The sequence below is a fragment of the Halomonas sp. genome (genome assembly GCF_052095695.1).
Taxonomy (GTDB): domain Bacteria; phylum Pseudomonadota; class Gammaproteobacteria; order Pseudomonadales; family Halomonadaceae; genus Vreelandella.
Genome location: NZ_JBQDLQ010000067.1, coordinates 1 through 18422, shown reverse-complemented (window position 1 = coordinate 18422; position 18422 = coordinate 1). Strand labels below are relative to the sequence as shown.

General features: G+C 52.8%; 19 protein-coding genes. 11 read left to right on the top strand and 8 right to left on the bottom strand.

Going from position 1 to position 18422, the window contains the following annotated elements; all coding sequences use genetic code 11:
- The 4 genes from putA to ACTH5D_RS13090 form a co-directional block, all read right to left on the bottom strand.
- Positions 1-2546, bottom strand: a 2546-nt coding sequence (gene putA / locus ACTH5D_RS13105; RefSeq protein WP_441671947.1) for a bifunctional proline dehydrogenase/L-glutamate gamma-semialdehyde dehydrogenase PutA, incomplete at its 3' end; no start/stop codon positions are given.
- A gap of 162 nt (positions 2547-2708) precedes the next feature.
- On the bottom strand, positions 2709-3530 hold the full coding sequence (locus tag ACTH5D_RS13100) for a helix-turn-helix domain-containing protein (protein WP_441671945.1): 822 nt from the start codon (positions 3528-3530) through the stop codon (positions 2709-2711).
- A 53-nt stretch (positions 3531-3583) separates the two neighbouring features.
- Positions 3584-3943 carry a hypothetical protein gene (locus ACTH5D_RS13095; protein WP_441671943.1) on the bottom strand — a complete coding sequence of 120 codons (360 nt, stop codon included), beginning with the start codon at positions 3941-3943 and terminating at the stop codon, positions 3584-3586.
- A 276-nt stretch (positions 3944-4219) separates the two neighbouring features.
- On the bottom strand, positions 4220-4627 hold the full coding sequence (locus tag ACTH5D_RS13090) for a CBS domain-containing protein (protein ID WP_441671953.1): 408 nt from the start codon (positions 4625-4627) through the stop codon (positions 4220-4222).
- A 314-nt stretch (positions 4628-4941) separates the two neighbouring features.
- On the opposite strand from ACTH5D_RS13090, the gene ACTH5D_RS13085 reads away from it, so the two are divergent.
- The 7 genes from ACTH5D_RS13085 (at position 4942) to ACTH5D_RS13055 (ending at position 10675) form a co-directional block, all read left to right on the top strand.
- Entirely contained in the window at positions 4942-5463 is a 522-nt protein-coding gene (locus ACTH5D_RS13085; RefSeq protein WP_441671941.1) for a YqaE/Pmp3 family membrane protein, read from the top strand.
- A gap of 88 nt (positions 5464-5551) precedes the next feature.
- The gene (locus ACTH5D_RS13080) at positions 5552-6424 is read left to right on the top strand and encodes a carboxylate/amino acid/amine transporter (RefSeq protein ID WP_441671939.1); all 873 of its coding nucleotides are present in this window, start codon (positions 5552-5554) and stop codon (positions 6422-6424) included.
- 81 nt (positions 6425-6505) lie between these two features.
- Positions 6506-7438 carry an NAD(+) kinase gene (locus ACTH5D_RS13075; protein ID WP_441671937.1) on the top strand — a complete coding sequence of 311 codons (933 nt, stop codon included), beginning with the start codon at positions 6506-6508 and terminating at the stop codon, positions 7436-7438.
- A gap of 2 nt (positions 7439-7440) precedes the next feature.
- Positions 7441-8457, top strand: a complete 1017-nt coding sequence (locus ACTH5D_RS13070; RefSeq protein ID WP_441671935.1) for a metallophosphoesterase — start codon at positions 7441-7443, stop codon at positions 8455-8457.
- Between the two features lie 242 nt (positions 8458-8699).
- Positions 8700-9551, top strand: coding sequence for a rhomboid family intramembrane serine protease (locus ACTH5D_RS13065; protein WP_441671933.1), 852 nt, complete (start codon positions 8700-8702; stop codon positions 9549-9551).
- 10 nt (positions 9552-9561) lie between these two features.
- On the top strand, positions 9562-9846 hold the full coding sequence (locus tag ACTH5D_RS13060; RefSeq protein ID WP_441671931.1) for a YeaC family protein: 285 nt from the start codon (positions 9562-9564) through the stop codon (positions 9844-9846).
- Between the two features lie 28 nt (positions 9847-9874).
- On the top strand, positions 9875-10675 hold the full coding sequence (locus ACTH5D_RS13055; protein ID WP_441671929.1) for a DUF2797 domain-containing protein: 801 nt from the start codon (positions 9875-9877) through the stop codon (positions 10673-10675).
- Positions 10676-10684: 9 nt separating this feature from the next.
- Here the strand turns inward: ACTH5D_RS13055 and ACTH5D_RS13050 are convergent, their stop codons facing one another.
- Positions 10685-10984 (bottom strand): winged helix-turn-helix domain-containing protein, encoded by a 300-nt coding sequence (locus tag ACTH5D_RS13050; RefSeq protein WP_441671927.1) that lies wholly within the window; start codon positions 10982-10984, stop codon positions 10685-10687.
- 42 nt (positions 10985-11026) lie between these two features.
- A complete protein-coding gene (locus ACTH5D_RS13045; RefSeq protein WP_441671925.1) occupies positions 11027-12109 on the bottom strand; it encodes a PA0069 family radical SAM protein in 1083 nt (360 codons plus the stop codon).
- A gap of 170 nt (positions 12110-12279) precedes the next feature.
- On the opposite strand from ACTH5D_RS13045, the gene ACTH5D_RS13040 reads away from it, so the two are divergent.
- The 4 genes from ACTH5D_RS13040 to ACTH5D_RS13025 all read left to right on the top strand — a co-directional run bounded on the left by ACTH5D_RS13040 (position 12280) and on the right by ACTH5D_RS13025 (position 14676).
- On the top strand, positions 12280-13011 hold the full coding sequence (locus ACTH5D_RS13040) for an SDR family oxidoreductase (RefSeq protein WP_441671923.1): 732 nt from the start codon (positions 12280-12282) through the stop codon (positions 13009-13011).
- Positions 13012-13241: 230 nt separating this feature from the next.
- A complete protein-coding gene (locus ACTH5D_RS13035; protein WP_441671921.1) occupies positions 13242-13517 on the top strand; it encodes a GNAT family N-acetyltransferase in 276 nt (91 codons plus the stop codon).
- A gap of 11 nt (positions 13518-13528) precedes the next feature.
- Positions 13529-13837, top strand: a complete 309-nt coding sequence (locus ACTH5D_RS13030) for a GNAT family N-acetyltransferase (RefSeq protein WP_441671951.1) — start codon at positions 13529-13531, stop codon at positions 13835-13837.
- A gap of 260 nt (positions 13838-14097) precedes the next feature.
- Positions 14098-14676: a CFI-box-CTERM domain-containing protein gene (locus ACTH5D_RS13025; RefSeq protein ID WP_441671919.1), complete on the top strand. Its 579-nt coding sequence runs from the start codon at positions 14098-14100 to the stop codon at positions 14674-14676.
- Positions 14677-14835: 159 nt separating this feature from the next.
- Here the strand turns inward: ACTH5D_RS13025 and pgi are convergent, their stop codons facing one another.
- Together pgi and ACTH5D_RS13015 are read right to left on the bottom strand one after the other, a co-directional pair.
- Positions 14836-16485 (bottom strand): glucose-6-phosphate isomerase, encoded by a 1650-nt coding sequence (pgi, locus tag ACTH5D_RS13020; protein ID WP_441671917.1) that lies wholly within the window; start codon positions 16483-16485, stop codon positions 14836-14838.
- A 193-nt stretch (positions 16486-16678) separates the two neighbouring features.
- Entirely contained in the window at positions 16679-18412 is a 1734-nt protein-coding gene (locus tag ACTH5D_RS13015) for a PTS fructose-like transporter subunit IIB (protein WP_441671949.1), read from the bottom strand.
- Positions 18413-18422 lie beyond the last annotated feature (10 nt).

The window sequence follows — 18422 nt, the reverse complement described above, 5'->3', positions numbered from 1 at the left end:
CGCTGCCCGGCACTTTGAAACGCGGATTGCACCACATCAACCACCACCTGCTCAGGCAGGGCGGTGGAGTCGACAATCATCGCATTCATGCCGCCAGTTTCCGCGATTAGTGTGGCCAGCGGGGCATTTTTACGTGCCGCAAGGGCGCGGTTGATAATGTGAGCAGTGTCGGTGCCGCCGGTAAATACCACGCCAGTAATCCGCGGGTCGGAGGTCAACACGCTGCCTACGGTGGGGCCATCGCCGGGTAAAAGCTGCACAACGTCGCGGGGCATGCCTGCTTCGTAAAGCAGTTCAATGACACGGTGCGCGATAATCGAGGTTTGTTCCGCCGGTTTGGCTAGGACGGTATTACCCGATACTGCGGCCGCCACCACCTGACCGCAGAAGATTGCGACGGGGAAGTTCCAGGGGCTGATAGCAGCGAATACGCCTTTGCCGCCGATGATTAAACGGTTAGATTCACCGGTGGGGCCAGGTAGTACGATGGCGTCGCCGAAATCTTCTTCAGCGCGCATAGCATAAAAGCGACAGAAGTCGACGGCTTCCTTAATCTCATCGACGCCGTCGGTAAGCAGCTTACCGCCCTCCCGAGAGCACAGAGTCATTAACTCCGGCATGTGCTCTTCCATCAAATCGCCGAGGCGCCGCACAATGGCCGCGCGTTCGGCCACGGGCGTTGCATCCCAGCGGGGGAATGCTGCCCAGGCAGCGTCGAGTGCCTGGGTGGCCTGTTCTTTGCTAGTCCACTGTATGCTGCCCACCGTTTGGCGGCGATCAAAAGGGCTGGTAACGCTATGGGTAAGGGTTGCATCATCGGCAACATCAAAGGCGAGCTGCGGCTTAGCCGGATACTGCTTGTCCATAAACGTAGCCATCTTTTCCATCAGCGGATAGTAGTGGCTGCGGATGTTGAGATTCACGCCGCGAGAGTTGAGCCTTTTGGGGCCGTAAATATCCTTAGGCAGCGGAATATTCATGTTGGTCAAACTTTTTTGCTGGCGCAGCGTTTCGATAGGATGCTGGCACAGCCACTCAACTGGAACATCAGGGTCAACTAGCTGGTGGACAAACGACGAGTTAGCGCCGTTCTCAAGTAGGCGGCGTACCAAGTAAGGTAGCAGGTCTTTATGTGCGCCTACCGGGGCGTAAATACGGCAGTAGGTGCCTACAGGCGCTCGTTCAAGGGCCGCATCGTAGAGGGCTTCGCCCATTCCGTGCAGGCGTTGAAACTCAAACGGACGGCTATCGTCGTTGGCGAACTCTAAAATAGTCGTCACAGTGTGAGCGTTGTGAGTCGCGAACTGCGGAAAAATACGCCCGCGGGTATCGTTAGAAAGCAGGAACTGAGCGCAGGCAAGATACGCTACATCAGTGCCTGCTTTACGGGTGAATACTGGGTAACCGTCGACCCCCAGCTGTTGGGACTCTTTAATTTCGGTATCCCAGTAAGCGCCCTTGACTAGGCGAAGCGGAATTTCATCGCCCTGTTGCTCGGCTAGCCGGTTGATGTAGTGCAATACCGGCAGCGCACGCTTGGAGTACGCCTGAACTACTAAGCCGAAATGGCCCCAGCCTTTGACCGCTTCACTTTCATAAACCGCGCGAAAAACTTCCATTGAAAGCTCTAGGCGATCCACTTCTTCGGCATCGATAGTGACCGACACCTCTAGCTCGCGGGCTCTGCTAACCAGCTTTATAACGGTGTCGACCAGCTCGACAAGCACCTGCTCACGGCGGCCAAATTCATAGCGCGGATGTAGCGCCGAAAGCTTAATAGACACCGAGGGTGCCGGCGTTTTATCACCTAAGGTTTTACAGGTTTTGCCGACTTGTTCGATAGCGCGAGCGTAATCATCAAAATAGCGCTTGGCATCATCGCGGGTGCGCGCCGCTTCGCCCAGCATGTCGTAAGAATAGGTATAGCCTTTATTGAACAGTGGTTTTGAACGCTTAAGGGCTTCATTGATGTCCCGGCCCAGCACGAACTGTTTACCCATAATTTTCATCGCTTCGTACATCGCGCGGCGAATAACCGGCTCGCCCATGCGATTAACCATGCGATTGATGAAGCTGGCGGGCTGGCCCTCTTTAGGATGATCCATTTTGAGAACACGGCCGGTTATCAATAAGCCCCAGGTAGAGGCATTGACCATCCAAGAATCACTTTTACCCACGTGGGCTTGCCAGTCGGCAGGGCCCAGCTTGTCTTCAATCAATGCATCCGCCGTCGCCTTGTCGGGGATCCGCAGCATGGCTTCCGCTAGACACATCAACATTAGCCCTTCGTGAGTGTCCAGGCTGTATTGCTGCAGTAGTTCATCAATGGTGTCGACGGCTGTATCCATCTTCCGGACATCTTGAACCAGCGCCGCCGTGTTGGCTTCAATGCGGGTAAAGTCATCGTGGCCCGTATCCAGCACCTTGATCAGTTCGCTGACATAGGCGCTTTCATCCACTAAATAGTGATCGCTAACGCGAGCCATGAGTGTGTCGAGATCAGTTTGCCAGATGGCTGGGTCACGCATTTTCTTAGCATTGAGCATTGAAGCCCCCGGAAGTCTGAACAGAACGAATGGGTAACAGGGCATTAGGCCCAAGCGAATAAGCGAATGTAGAGTGCGACCACGTTGGGTGCATGCTGGTTTCAAGGTAAAACGTGTCAATTCCCCGGCAAGCGATGAGCCTTTAAGACTTTAGTAGAGTTTTTAATGTCCTGCTAGTGGCCCTGATGGGGGATTTGAAGAGCTAACATTCACTGGCGCCATATCGCTCTGGCGCAACTTGCGTGGCGACAATCCATAACTGCTGCGAAACGCATGTGAAAGTGCACTTTGATTGGCAAAACCTGTTTGCATCGCGATATCGGTAAGAGGAAGCCTACTTTGTAAAATCAGCTCACGCGCCGCATGCAACCGCTGGCGTTTAACGTATTGCCAGGGAGAGAGTCCCGTTTGCGCACGAAAACAATCGGAGAAATGCGCTTCGCTTAAACAGGCAATCTGCGCTAAATCGGCAACGCGCATGTCATCGGCGAGATGCTGGCGGATGAAGCGATCAATGCGTGTCAGGTTTAAGCGCTTCGGGCTGGTATGAGTGTCTTTGCCCAGTCGCGCCTTGAGTGCGCCCAGCATTGTTGCCGCTAAGCGATCTTGCTGAAAAGAATTGGTCGAAGTATCAAACTCTTGAGCAAGCTCACTTTGCATAAAGGCGAGGTAGTGACGTAGCGCGTTATCTAAGCCAAAAAAGCGCGGTGCATCAAATAGCGCCACCAGCTCACGGTTTTCTCCGGTCAATGCGGGGGCATCTTCTGGGAGGTCAAAGATTAGCTGTCGATTATGGCCGTAACCTGAATAGTAGTGCTCATGGTGCGCCGGAACAATACAGCCTGAAAATGCGTTGACGCGGCCGCCGAGCCCTTCGATTTCAAACTCCGATGAGCCACACATCGTAATTACGATCTGATGAAAGTCGTGCGTGTGGTGATGCGTAGCGCTGGCTAGCGGAATCTGACGAATCGTGCTGGGCATAATCGGGCTCCTGAGCCGCCATAGCTCTTTTTAAACAATCTTTTAAACAGTCTCTACTGCTCACGAAGGGCGGTATGAGCGGACAAATGATCGCGCAGAGCCTTGAGCTCTTCTTGGCCCTCTTGGTTAAGCAGTGGTTTGCCCTGTTCAATCATCCAGCGCCTACCATGCTGCTCCATTAAGTGCTCGCCGCGTCGCCGGATGCTTTCCAAATATTCATTATGGCGGATGGGATAGCCAATCGTCGCATTCCACTCTGTTTCGCTTACTTGGCTGTTAAGCGCCTTATCGAACAAGGCTATTAAATCCTTTGGTTCCGTGCGGTAGCGCGGCGTGCTTGACGACATTAGTACGAGAATGACCGCGCCAATCACCAGTAGACACACCGCGAACACTAATAAATACAGCGCCATTTTCTGTGCTCCTATCTATGTGAGTAGGCTTTATGTGACTAGGCTTGGCCGGTCAATAAATTGTGACTTAACTATACGCTTGGTGATCTTCACACGGAAAATTTACTTTTTTGCGAACTTTTCCTTCACAGCGTGTCTGAGTTAGTACAGGCAACATCGCGATAGCAGTCGCTAAAGTTGTTCTGGCTCTATATGTTTTGATCCCTTGCTTCCGTTACTCTTTGAGTAACGGTTTTTTTTGCCTATGTTCTGCGCCTCCCGACATTTTATAGCGGGTTAGTGGCATCGAATAGTCAACAATGCCACCAGGATATCACGCCGGGTGACGATTCCCACCAAGCGCTGCTGCTCAACCACCGGATACACTTTTGGCTTGGCGCCAATCATTTCTTGCGCCAGGTCGGTAATACTTTTATTAGGCGATACGCTGAGCACTTCATGGCGCATTAGCTCTTTTACCAGCGGTGCTTCGTGGTCATGATAGATACTGTCGAGTACTCGCCCTAGAACGTCCTGTTCTGAGATAAAGCCGATTAGCCGATCGGCTGCGTCAACGACCGGTGCACCGGGTAAACGGTGAAGTGCTAACCCTTTGGCTAGCGTAGTAATTGAAGCGTCTGGTGCTACTCGGTAGCAATCCCGAGACATAATGTCGCGAACGGTACTGGGATGTGCTGCTTTCATCGTTGCTTTGTTTACAGTTGTTTTGTTCATAGATGAGGTATGCATGGTGGTTGTACTCATCGTAGGCACTCCTTTTTCTTTTTCATCGCGTGCAGCGCCACTGCTGTTTAAAGGGCAATCCTTCGTGCTTGGCCTTAATGTATCATCGGCTCTATTAACTGTAGTTGAAACTGTAGCTGGAAACCGTAGCTGAATTAGCTTTTGATTCGCCGATGAAAGGCTGGCGCTATTCAACGTTTTGAGCATTGAATTTTATACGCTGTTACGGCTCTCATCATGAAAGAACTGTTATTAAACTCTGAAAGGACCCTCTGATGGATGCACGTGAGTATTTAAACCGGAAAGGGGTGGGCGTTGAGCGTGACCCTGATCGTCCAAATACCTTGGAAGAAAAAGCCTGGGAACGCGCGCGCGGTGCCGGTGATCAGCGGCCTAAATCCGGGACGCCCCATGATTGGGAAGATTGGGAACGCCACCATGATGATCTTGCGGAAGGTGCCGAGGCGTTAGAGCAGAAAATTGACAAAGATGCACATCGATTTGCTCAAGAGCAGGCGGCACCGGTTCGCGCTCGCCCAGCCTCAGCTGACGTTGAACACTTCACGCCACCGCCAGTCGCCGCCAGGGAGCAGCCGCAGAACCCAATACCAGAACAAGTAGCCGCGCCTACCGCGGGCTTAGCGCTGGCCTATCAAGCGCTGGCGATTTTGCTGCCGCCCTTAGCGGTAGGTTTAACGGAAGGTGGCGCTAAACGTATCGCTATTGCGGTGCTGTTAACAGTGGCGGGCTGGCTGCCCGGCGCTGCCTATGCTTTTTGGTGGCTGCAACGACGTTAACCTTTTTACATCAGACATGTTTACTGCTTGGCAGGCTGACCTAGTTGCGTATAATCCGCGTAAACTTATTTCAATAATGGGGTTTACGATGGGGTATTTAGTTGGCGTTACAGCGCTTTGGGCTTTTTCCTTTTCGCTAATAGGTGTTTATCTGGCTGGGCAGGTTGATAGCTACTTTGCAGTGCTATTAAGGGTATCGCTGGCGACGCTAATATTTCTGCCCTTTTTACGCCCAAGCCTGTTGCGAGGTAAGCAGCGTGTGGCGCTAATGGCGTTAGGCGCCGTGCAGCTGGGAGTGATGTATACCTTCTTCTACCAGTCTTTTTTACTGCTATCAGTGCCGGAAGTGCTGCTATTCACCATCTTTACGCCTATTTATATCGCACTGCTTGATGACTTACTGTTTGGCCGCTTTACGCCGATTTATATTGTGACGGCGCTGCTCGCTGTGATTGGGGCGGGCGTTATCCGCTATGACGGTATCGATAGCGGTTTTTGGACGGGCTTTTTAGTCGTGCAAGGGGCCAATCTTTGCTTTGCCGTGGGCCAGGTGGGCTATCGGCGTTTAGCGGCTGATTTACCGCCTACGCTTGCATGGCACAACGTGTTTGGCTGGTTTTTTATTGGTGCGATGATTGTGGCACTACCGGCATATTTACTCTTTGGCAACAGCGCGGCACTGCCAAGCACAGTTGTGCAGTGGGGCGTGTTGGCTTGGCTGGGTCTCGTCGCCTCTGGCGTGGGGTACTTTGCGTGGAATCAGGGCGCAACCAAGGTAGATGCGGGCACCCTAGCCATTATGAACAATGCGCTAGTGCCCGCCGGACTCATTGTTAACCTAGTGATTTGGAACCGCGATGCGGACATTCCGCGCTTGGTACTAGGTGCGCTCATCATGGCCGCATCGCTTTGGTTAAACCACTGGTGGTGCCAGCGTCGGCAAGTGGCGCCGGCCAGCTAATGTTCAAGCAGGGCTTAAGCCTATTTGCCCGGCAGGTAAGGTGTCTCCATAATGGCGACTTATGCTAGCGAGAGTCGGCCCATGAGCAACGCGTTACTACCAGACACTATGCCTACTGCAGGCGGCCCGTCAGACAAACCCTTTAAAACGATTGGGCTGATTGGTCGTTTGGGTAGCGATAAAGTGGTCGACTCCCTTCAGCGGCTGGTGACGTACCTTGTCGCGCATGGTTACAGCGTGCTGGTAGAAGACCGCACAGCCACTGCCTTGCCCAAGCATGGCCAACCAGAAGCTAGCCGTCGCGTATTGGGAGAGCTATGTGACCTGGTCATTGTTATCGGTGGTGATGGCAGCTTACTGGGAGCGGCGCGCACCCTATGCCGAAGCGGTACGCTCATTTTGGGCGTTAACCGTGGACGGTTGGGGTTTCTAACCGATATTTCTCCGGACGAATTGGAAACCCGCGTTGGTGAAGTGCTGGCAGGCGAGTTTGAGATCGAGCAGCGCTTTCTACTTGATGCGGTGCTTTATCGTAACGGGATCGCTGTTGGTAATGGCGATGCTTTGAATGAAGTCGTGCTTCATCCGGGTAAAGCAGTACGCATGATTGAGTTTGAGTTGTTTATTGATGGCCAGTTTGTTTATAGCCAGCGCAGCGACGGTTTGATTGTTGCCACGCCAACCGGCTCAACGGCCTATGCGCTATCGGGGGGTGGTCCAATCATGCATCCAAAGCTAGACGTGGTGACGCTGGTGCCGATGTTTCCTCATACGCTATCGAGTCGGCCCATTGTTATTGATGCTGCCAGCGAAATTCGCATTCACATTGGCGAAACGAACCAGACCTATCCGCATATTAGCTGCGACGGCCAGACACGGGCGGTGGCCAAGCCCAACGATGTGCTGGTCATTACACGTAAGCCTGAGCGAGTGCAGCTGGTACATCCTATCGGCCATAATTTCTACGAAGTACTGCGCAGCAAGTTAGGCTGGAGCCATCGGTTGGGAGATTAAGCATGCAGCGTCAAACGCAGGGCAGGCTCCCGTTAGAAGGCTATGACCTGATTGGTGATGTGCATGGGTGCGGCGTTACGCTTGCCTCGTTACTAGAAAAACTGGGCTATCATCAAAGCCGCGGCGTTTATCGTCACCCGCGCCGAAAAGTTGTTTTCTTAGGTGATTTGATTGATCGCGGGCCGCGTATTCGCCTAGCGGTGACTATCGCCCGTCGGATGGTGGAGCAGGGCGAGGCATATATTGTGATGGGTAATCACGAATATAATGCCTTAGCATATACTCACCCTGGGCCTACGGGCAGCCATAAACGGTGGTTGCGCGAGCATACGCCCAGGCATAACCGCATTATTCAAGACACATTGGCGCAGTACAGTGATTACACCAATGAATGGGATGATACGCTGGCGTGGTTTAAAACCATTCCGCTATGCCTAGAGTTAGAAGGCATCCGCGTGGTGCATGCTTGCTGGGACCAGCAACTGATTGCCGAGCTTAAACAACGCCGTCCTGACTGCCGTATGGATACGCAATTCTTAGTGGAATCAACGGATCCCTCTACCCAAGCGTTTCGTATTTTAGATCGCTTGACCCGAGGCCCGCATGTCTCGTTACCTGATGGCATTGCAATACACTCAGGTGACGGATTTACTCGGCAAAGTTTTCGCGCCCATTTTTGGGCTCAGGCGCCGCAGCAGTGGGGGGATGTCGTCTTTCAGCCGGATAACTTACCCGGCGATCTCGAAACTCGCGAACTATCAGACCATGAGCGCCGACAACTTAGTTATTATGGCCCTGAGCAGCCTCCGTTATTTATTGGGCATTATTGGTGCGAGGGTATACCAGCATTACCTGCCCACAATATCGCCTGTTTAGACTATAGCGCGGTTAAATATGGGCGTTTGGTAGCTTACCGCTGGAGTGGAGAGACGACGTTAAATGCCGATCACTTTGCTTGGGTCAAGGTGCCTAGAGAGGAGCGAATGCTACCCAAGCCATGGGAAATAGATTTCGATTAGTGCCTTTTTTTAAAATTTACATATCTTTACATAATTTTTGCAAATCAGATGAACTAACCCAGCTGTCGGCTATCAGAGTAAGTGTTCCCTTGAATGATCCCTTGCTTTTATTCTCCGGCGGTCCTTACCGCCGGTTTTTTTTGCCTGTCTGTTGGCTTTCCAGCGCGTTAGTTACCATCGTTGCAATGAACACCTACCCGCTGCGGTCAATATGCCGCGAGCGCTTTGATTAGAGGGATGTTATGCATCCAGTGATGCTTTTACCCGATCACGCGGATACCAGCGAACTGCGCCAAGCATTATGGCGCCATCGTATTGGTCACCGGATTACCGACGAGGCCGACGGCCAGCTATTATGGATCGCCGACCCTCGCCAGCAGGGTGAGCTCACCGCGCTTGTCGAGCAGTGGAAGCGGGGTGAACCCCTAGCGCTTCAGCAAACGACTAAGTACCCGCGTTCTATGGCCAACTCGCTTACATCGCTGCGTCAAGTACCGGTCACGTCGCTGATGATTGTTCTTAGCCTAGTGGTGTTTGCTCTGATCGAAATGTTGGGCAATCAGCTAATCGTTGCCTTAACTATCGTGCCCGTTGGCATTTCTGGTGGTGAGCTGTCGTTTGGTAACCTGTCGCAAATGCTCTCCTCAGGACAAGTATGGCGATTGCTATCGCCGGCTTTTCTACATTTTGGCTTGATGCATCTCATCTTTAACTTGATGTGGGTATGGTACTTCGGTCGTCAGGTTGAAGCCTTACAAGGCAGCCGGACTATGCTATTGCTGCTTATTGTTGCCGGTATCGGTGCGAACATCGCTCAATATATGACCGGTACCGTGCTGTTTGGTGGCATGTCGGGCGTGGTGTATGCCCTGTTAGCGCACGTTTGGCTTATGTCGCGCCGAGTACCCCAAAGCGGCTTTTTTGTGCCCCAAATGTTAGTGGTATTTATGCTGGGCTGGATGGTATTTACCATGACGGGTTTGGCAGGCAGCGTTGGCTTTGGCAATGTCGCTAATGAAGCGCATTTGGGCGGGCTACTCGTGGGCCTTGTCACAGGCTGGTATTATTCATCCCGCCGTTTGAAAAATAGTTAAGAGGCCTGCAATGAGCGAAATGACCTTCGATAAAATGATTAACCAAATGACCCCGGCGATCTATGAGAGCCTTAAGCAGGCGGTGTCGCTGCGCAAGTGGCCCGATGGCCGCCGATTAACGCCAGAGCAGACCGAGCTGTGCTTGGAAGCAGTGATGCGCTATGAGTCAGAAAATAACGTGCCGGAAGAGAGTCGGGTGGGTTACTTAGAGCAGCGCACCTGCGGTGCGGCGGCGACGGGCGCAGGCGTAACGCCAGAAATGGCGGGCTTGGCTCGGGATGCAGCGCGTGATTGAAGCGGCAGTACAAGGTTGTTTAAGTAAAATGACGGTCGCGTTACCAGACCATCAAGATGACCAAGTGGTCTACCATTTACGTGCCGGTGAGCACCGCGTTGCGCTTAATGAGCGCATTGGTGAGCCGATCAGCCTACGTTGGACAGGCGCCATTGCATGTACTCACTGCGGGCGAGCCACGAAAAAAAGTTTTGCCCAGGGCCACTGTTATCCGTGCTTTAAACGATTAGCGCAGTGCGATACTTGTATTATGAAGCCGGAAACCTGCCACTTTTTTCAAGGCACCTGCCGCGAGCCCGAATGGGGCGAGCGCCATTGTTTTCAGCCTCATGTGGTGTATTTGGCCAACTCTTCTGGCCTCAAGGTAGGCATCACGCGCAAAACACAGATGCCTACCCGTTGGTTAGACCAAGGCGCGATTCAGGCGCTGCCTATTCTGGAAGTAGATACTCGCCAGCAGTCAGGGTTCGTCGAAATGCTGTTCAAAGAGCAGGTTTCAGACCGCACTAACTGGCGCGCTATGCTTAAAGGCGATGTCGACGTAATGGATTTAAGCGCTGAGCGTGACCGTTTGCTTAGCCTGTTGTCTGATGGCTTGAGCCAGCTACGTGATACCCATGGCGTGGATGCTATTCGCACGTTAGACCAACCGGCGCATCATTTTCACTACCCGGTTAGTGTCTTTCCAAAAAAAGTTGCGTCGCATAATTTTGATAAGCAGCCGCTGGTGGAAGGCGTGCTGCAAGGTATTAAAGGGCAGTATTTGATACTCGATAGCAGTGTGATTAACCTGCGTAAATTTACGGGTTATGAGATTCAAGTGAGTTAGGTCGCTACGCTAATCTGTATAGCCAAGCACTTGTTTTAGCCGCTCAGCATGCGTGGCTACCCAGCGGGGGTCAATCGCGCCCCAATCTCGAATCTGGTAGCGGCCAATGTTATGTCGTTGGCCCTCATCTTTAGTAAAGACACACTCAATATCCAGTTCGGCAAGCGATGCTATCGTGTCCTGAGCAGTGCGTCGTGGCATGCCGGTGGCCTCTATTATCGCAGGGACACTGGCAATGCCTTGTTCAATCAAATGGGCCACGTATAAACGTCTATAAAAGCTTGATTTGGTTTTACTAAGGTCGGGCATGGGGCTTCCTTTGCAGCAAACGTAGTAGCGACGCTGCCTAGCTTAAATGAATAAATCTCCTTGCGCCCGTGGTGGACGAAAATCGCGCGTGTTTAAGCCCTGCTCAGTACGATCCTGCATCTTCCATTGGCGGCTGGCGCGGGCGAAGCGTTGCGCGATCAAATCTGCAAAGACGCCTTCACCACGAAAGCGTTTACCGAACTGCGCGTCGTATGCTTTACCGCCTCGGCATTGGCGCATTAGGCTCATGACTTTAGCAGCCCGCTCTGGGTAGTGTGTTTCCAACCACGCCTCAAACAGCGGTGCGACTTCATAGGGCAAGCGCAGCAGCATCCAGGCCGCGGTGCGTGCACCGGCCCGGCTGGCCGCTTCCAATAGTTTTTCGATTTCGTGATCAGTAAGCCCTGGTATCACCGGCGAAATCAACGTTCCCACCGGAATGCCCGCCGTATTCAGTTCCCGTATCGCTCTCAAACGTGCCTGGGGCGACGCCGCACGTGGCTCTAAGGTGCGTTTTAAGTTGGCATCTAGGCTAGTTAAACTGACAAAAACACGTACTAAACGGTGCTCGGCCATCTCGGCCAATAGCTCTAAATCACGCAGCACTAAGGTGCTTTTAGTCACAATGGTGACGGGGTGGCGGCATGCTAATAGCAGTTCCAACAACCGGCGGGTGGTTTGTTGGGTAGCCTCTAAGGGTTGATAACAGTCGGTATTACCAGAAAGATTAATTGGCCTGCACACATAGCTGGGGTGGCAAAGCTCCTCCGATAATTGCTCCACCAAACCGCGGCGGGCAATCAACTTGGTTTCAAAATCTAACCCAGGCGATAGATCCCAGTAGGCATGGGAAGGGCGGGCATAGCAGTAAACACACCCATGCTCGCAGCCGCGATAAGGGTTTAACGAGCGATCAAAGGGTAAATCCGGCGATTTATTCCACGACAACGCACTCTTGCTCACTTCCTCACGCACTTCCGTGGCAATGGTCGTGGAGGTCTCCTCGCGCCACCAACCGTCGTCTTCTGCAATGCTGTGGGTCGGCGCGAAGCGATTGTGCGGATCATATGTCGCACCGCGACCCTTGTAGGTAGTTGGCTGGAAAGGCTGGCCAAGAGATGCCATGCTTTCACCTCTTTAGTGATTTTATATACAGTAGTTGCGGGGCGAAAAGAAATCAATAGCCACCCAGTTGTTGAGCAAGTGATAAAGTGAATCAGGCGCTACCTAAGGCCCTATTACGACGTTAAGGTATTTGCAGGAACTGACTATTAACGCGTTACTGAGGAAGCATTATGTCGAAAGTAGTCATCGTGACAGGAGGAAGCCGTGGTATTGGGGCAGCGACCTCATTACTGCTAGGCGCTAAAGGCTATGCGGTGTGCGTAAACTATCTTACTAACCAAGAGCGAGCACATGAGGTGGTTGATTCCATTATTCGTGACGGGGGCAGGGCCTTTGCTTATCAAGCCGATGTCAGCAAGGAAGCCGATGTCATCCGCTTGTTTGATGCGGTAGAGGCTCACTTTGGCAGTGTGACCCACTTGGTTAACAATGCGGGTATTTTGTTTACGCAATCCAAGTTCGTTGATATTGACTTTGAACGCTTCAAACAGGTGATAGGCAGTAACGTGGACAGCTGTTTTCTTTGTTGCAGAGAAGCTATCCGGCGCTTTGGGCAAGGCGGTGCGATCGTCAATGTCTCTTCGCGCGCCTCACAAACAGGCTCGCCCTTTGAGTACGTTGACTACGCCGTATCGAAAGGAGGCATGGACACGCTGACTAAAGGATTATCTTTAGAAGTTGCTGCCTTGGGTATTCGTGTCAACGCCGTTCGCCCCGGATTTATCTATACCGATATGCATGCCGATGGGGGCGAGCCAGGGCGGGTTGACCGTTTAGCACCGCAGATTCCTATGCAGCGTGGCGGTACCGCTGAGGAGGTAGCGAATAGCATCGCTTGGTTGCTTTCTGATGAAGCCTCTTATGTGACGGGATCATTTATTGATGTAGCGGGCGGTCGGTAATGTTGAGCAGGCCATAATCACAACAGCCGGGTAATCCTGTTCGCGTCAACCAATAGCAGTTGACTCCGCGAAGCGTTGTAATAAAAAACCAGCCAACGTGTGAATGCCGACCTTCATGGCCATTCCTTCGTGTTATTAATAGATATTAACGGCTATTTCGAATCTGATTTTAGTAATATCGACTAATCACAGTTTTTCGACTGCCAAATATAAGAGGCGTTTGGATAGATATGACTTTCGTGAGCCCTGTCACTCTTAAAGCGCACGGTGTAAAACTTGAGCCATTAGCGCACGACCACGAAGCAGGCCTGCGCGCCGCTGCTGCCGATGGTGAGTTGTGGAATCTGCGCGTCACAGCAGTGCCTTCGCCTGATGAAACAAGCGCCTTTATTGAAACCGCCTTGAAAGACCGAGAGGCAGGCCATCGCTTTGCTTTTGCCGTTATAGATGAGGCCAACGATACCGTGCTTGGCACGACGAGCTATCACGACATCTTGCCGAGGTAAAACGGGTAGAAATTGGCCACACCTGGTATGCCAAACGCGCGCAGCGTACCCATATCAATACCACCTGCAAGCTGCTGCTGTTAACGCATGCTTTCGATACGTTGGGTTGTAACGTGGTTGGCTGGCGCACCGACAACTTCAACTACGCAAGCCAACGTGCCATTGAGCGCCTGGGGGCTAAAAAGGATGGTGTGATACGAGGGCAAAAGCTGCGCCGTGATGGCACTATTCGAGACACTGTGATGTATAGCCTGCACAGGGGAGAGTGGCCAGAGGTGTATGCGCATCTTAACTACTTATTGAGCCAGCCCAGTCGCTAATCAATAGGCGACTAACTCATTAGTCGCTGCCTTTACGCTCATCGTAGGTAAAACGCTGATCATATGCGCTACAGGCTAAGCGAGAAGGCCTACGAATTTTTAATATGCAGCCAAGTTTTTCTTTGCTCCTAATGGAGTCAATGGGATAGAGTTAAATTTGATGGTTGCATGACATCGGTTAATTTCCCGTCGCGTTTATTGAGATTATGTCGCTTTCCGTCTAATCACTGTTAGACGGCACAACCAAGATCAGGGGGCACATGGAACTGTCTGAGATTGAACAAGTAGGAGAAGCTGAGCAATACCACCTGAAGGCTCTCTTCATTCTTCATGAGGTTCAAGCAAATAAGCAGGTTTACGGATCCAATTCCGCCTTGTCTGGTGCAACTCCAGCAAACGTCGATTTGGCCCTGCAATACATCAATCGCTCAATTGAACTCATCCCAGACAACCCTGTATATCTCAACCTGAAAGCGTTGTTACTCTGGGAGGGGCATGGAAACAAAGAAGCCGCCCTCCCTCTCTTTGAACGGGCGGCTCAACTCAATCCCAGAGACATCGATATTCAGAACAATTTGAATGCAGTCAGATCGTCTCAATGCGTTGTAGCAACTGCTGCGTTTGGATCGCCGCTTGCTAGTGAAGTGAACACTCTTCGCGCTTGGAGAGACAAAGCACTACGCAAATCCGTACTGGGCAAGCTGTTCATCGCCACGTATTACATAGTCAGTCCGCCACTTGCACGTCTTGTTCGCCGCAGCAACATCCTGCGCGCTATTGTCCGCGCGGGTCTGCGGCCTGTGATCAAGTACGTAAAACCGTACTCACGGTCCGTCTAACAATTCATTCAAGCCGAACCCGTTTTGCGGGTCGGCTTGATTCAAGTGTTGAGGCTGTCACTGAAAGTAGTATGACGCCGCTACTGACCAGAGTAGGAAAAATGCCTCGGCGTTTGTCAAGGCACTTTGCGTGCTATCGTTTAAAACGGCTTTATCAGCCTAAACTTTCTTCTTTCCCGGCTTTATGCCTTTTTTGGCTAGGCCATCATCTTCAGCACCACCACCCGAAAAATGCCCCCGCACCAACTCCAACAATCCCTGCGTAGAAGCATCGAAATCCGCCGCATTGGTATCAATGCGCTCGCTGATTTCACCGGCAATACGCTTGCCTAGCTGTACACCCCATTGGTCGAACGAGTTGATGTTCCAGATCACGCCTTGCACGAACACTTTGTGCTCGTAAAGCGCAATCAGTGCGCCCAGGTTGCGGGGCGTGAGTTCATCCAGCAGTAGCGTGCTGGAAGGACGGTTACCGGGGCAGCTGAACGGATCTTGCTGGCTATCTCCCTGGCTGCCTTCCATGAAGGCATTGGCCTGGGCGAGCATGTTGGTTAGTAGGGCGAAGTGGTGATCTTCCATGCCCGGCTCAGGTTTGAGCGAAGCGATGAAATCAATCGGCACATAGCGCGTGCCCTGGTGCAGCAGTTGGAAGAACGCATGCTGGCCGTTTGAGCCGGTTTGCCCCCAGACAATCGGGCCGGTTTTGTAGTTGACCGGGTGGCCGAATATATCCACAGACTTGCCGTTGGACTCCATATCCAACTGCTGTAAAAAAGAGGGCAGCTGGTTGAGCGCCTGGTCGTAGGGGACGATGGCCTGGGTTTCTGCGCCGATAAAATTGATGTACCAAATGCCGATCAGTGCCATCAGTACCGGCATATTTTCCGATAGAGGCGCATGGATAAAGTGATTATCCATCTCGTGAGCGCCTTCCAATAGCTCGATAAACCCCTCAAAGCCGATGGAAAGCGCTATCGGTAGTCCAATCGACGACCACATGGAGTAACGCCCGCCGACCCAGGCCCAAAACTCGAATACGTTCTCTTCGCGAATGCCGAATTCCATGGCCGCTTTGCGGTTGGTGGAGGCCGCCACAAAGTGGGCGCCTACATCGGCGTCTTCACCAGCATTCTCCAGGAACCAGCGCCGCGCGGTTTTGGCATTGAGCAGCGTTTCCTGGGTCGAGAAGGTCTTGGTCGAGACGATAAACAGCGTCGTGGCAGGGTCAAGCCGTGAAAGCACCTTCTGGATATGAGTGCCGTCCACGTTAGAGACAAAGTGAAAGTGCATGTCGGGGTGGCGATATTTAAGCAGCGCGCGCACGGCCATATTAGGGCCAAGGTCCGAGCCGCCAATGCCGATATTAACCACGTCCTTGATCGGTTTGCCGCTGTAGCCTTTCCATTCGCCGCTACGGACAGTTTCCGAGAATTGCTTGATCTGCTCGCGAGTCCGCGTGATCTCCGGCATCACGTCTTCACCGTCGACATACACTGGTTCATCGCTGAGATTACGCAGCGCAGTATGCAGTACCGGGCGATTTTCGGTGACGTTGATAATGTCACCAGAGAACATCTGCGCGCGGCGTTGAACTAGCGCGGAATGGTCTGCCAGTTCAATCAACTTAGCGAGTACTTCATCAGAAACGTGATTTTTGGAGTAATCAAGAAACAGGCCGCCCACGCGTAAACTCATTTTCTCAAAACGCTGCGGGTCATGGGCAAAGTAGTCACGAATACGGTCGTTCGTGGTTTTGTCGCGTAGGCGATCTAGCGCTTGCCAGGTAACACTGCGAGTCAGCTGAAACATTGAGCGATCCGTTCGTTATAAGAGGCTGTTAAAAGCGGAATGGCTTATATCGACATTATGTAAAAATACTACATAAAAAAGTGTGCAAAGGGGAGCGTGTTGAAGCTCTCAAAGTGATTAACTGCGTAAAAATACGTGTTGTTAGCGATAGGCAGGTGTGCTTGCCTGCCTAGCGTCTATTGTTTCGGAGCATTTAGCTGGCGACAGCGACCTGGGCGGCGCCGCGCTTGATAAACGCATAGCTTAAACCTGTCACCAGCGAGCCCGCGACAATGGCGCCAAGGTAAAGCAGTGCAGGGGTGATGGCATTGGGTATGAGCAGTACAAAAATACCGCCGTGAGGCGCCATTAACTTTGCGCCCACGAGCATCGAAAGGGCACCGGTTAACGCACCGCCTGCAATACAGGCAGGAATGACCCGCAGCGGATCTTTCGCCGCAAACGGAATGGCCCCCTCACTGATAAAGCAAAGACCAAGCACGAACGATGCTTTGCCCGCTTCGCGCTCCGGTGCAGAAAATTTGTTACGCGCCACAAAACTGGCAATCCCCATACCAACGGCCGGCACCATACCCGCTGCCATAATCGCCGCCATGGGGCCGTAGGTTTCCGAGGCCAGCAGGCCCACGCCAAAAGTGTAGGCGGCTTTGTTAACCGGGCCACCCAGGTCAAAACACATCATCGCGCCCAGAAGAATGCCCAGCAGTACGGCATTGGTTGAGTCCATTGAAGCGAGGAAGCTGGTTAAGCCGGATAGAATCGCCGCAACCGGTTCACCAATCACGTAGATCATGGTCAAGCCGGTGACCAAGCTAGCGACCAGCGGAATGATCAGAATCGGTTTGAGAGATTCAACGCTGGAGGGCAGCTTGACATACCGCGTCACCGCCAGCGCCACATAGCCCGCCAGGAAACCTGCCAAAATACCGCCGATAAAGCCGGAGCCGATATTGGCCGCTAACATGCCGCCAATCATACCGGGTGCGATGCCGGGGCGATCGGCGATGGAGTAGGCGATGTAGCCCGCCAACACGGGAATCATCAGGGCAAAGGCGGTACCGCCGCCAATTTGCATCAGCGCTGCAGCGAAACTGCCTTCTTCCTCCGCGGCATTGATGCCAAACATAAACGACAGTGCGATCAATAAACCGCCTGCCACCACCATGGGCAGCATAAAGGAAACACCGGTAAGCAGGTGCTTATAAACGCCTTTCTCTTTGGCACTCTTATTCGCGCTGCCTGCGCTGTTGCTACCACTCTCTATAGCAGCCTCGCTGAGCGCGGCTTCAAGAGTGGGGTGTGGCTTTTTCAGCGCGTTGCCGGTTGAGGTGCGGTAGATACGTTTGCCTGCGAACCGCGCTGGATCAACATCAATATCACAAGCCAATACGACCACGTCGGCGTCGGCGATCTCTTCTTCCGTCAACTGATCTTGGGCACCTACCGAGCCTTGAGTCTCTACGCGAATGGCGTGGCCCATGGCTTTGCCTGCTTCCGCTAGCGCTTCGGCGGCCATAAAGGTGTGGGCGACGCCGGTGGGGCAGGCGGTGACGGCAACGATTTTCTTGCCACCCGTTCCACTTGGCGTTTCGGCTTTGACCGTAGCAGCCGGGGCGCTATAAATAGGTGCTTCACGCTTGGCTTGGGCAAGAAAATCACTGGGGTCGGGGAGGGCGCTGGCAATCGGTGCTTGGAATAGGCGCTTGCCCTCGAAGCGCTCCGGGGCCGGCACATGGTCGGCGGCCACTACGATTAAGTCGGCGTTGGCGATCTGCTCGGCTGTGGCGGCCTGGAGAGGGGCGACTTCCCCGTGCATTTCCACGTGGGCCGTCCAGCCTTGGCGCTGGGCTGCTTGTTCCAGGCGCTTAGCCGCGAGGAAGGTCGTCGCCATGCCGCTGGGGCAGGCGGTAATCAGAATAATATTCATAGCGTGGCTC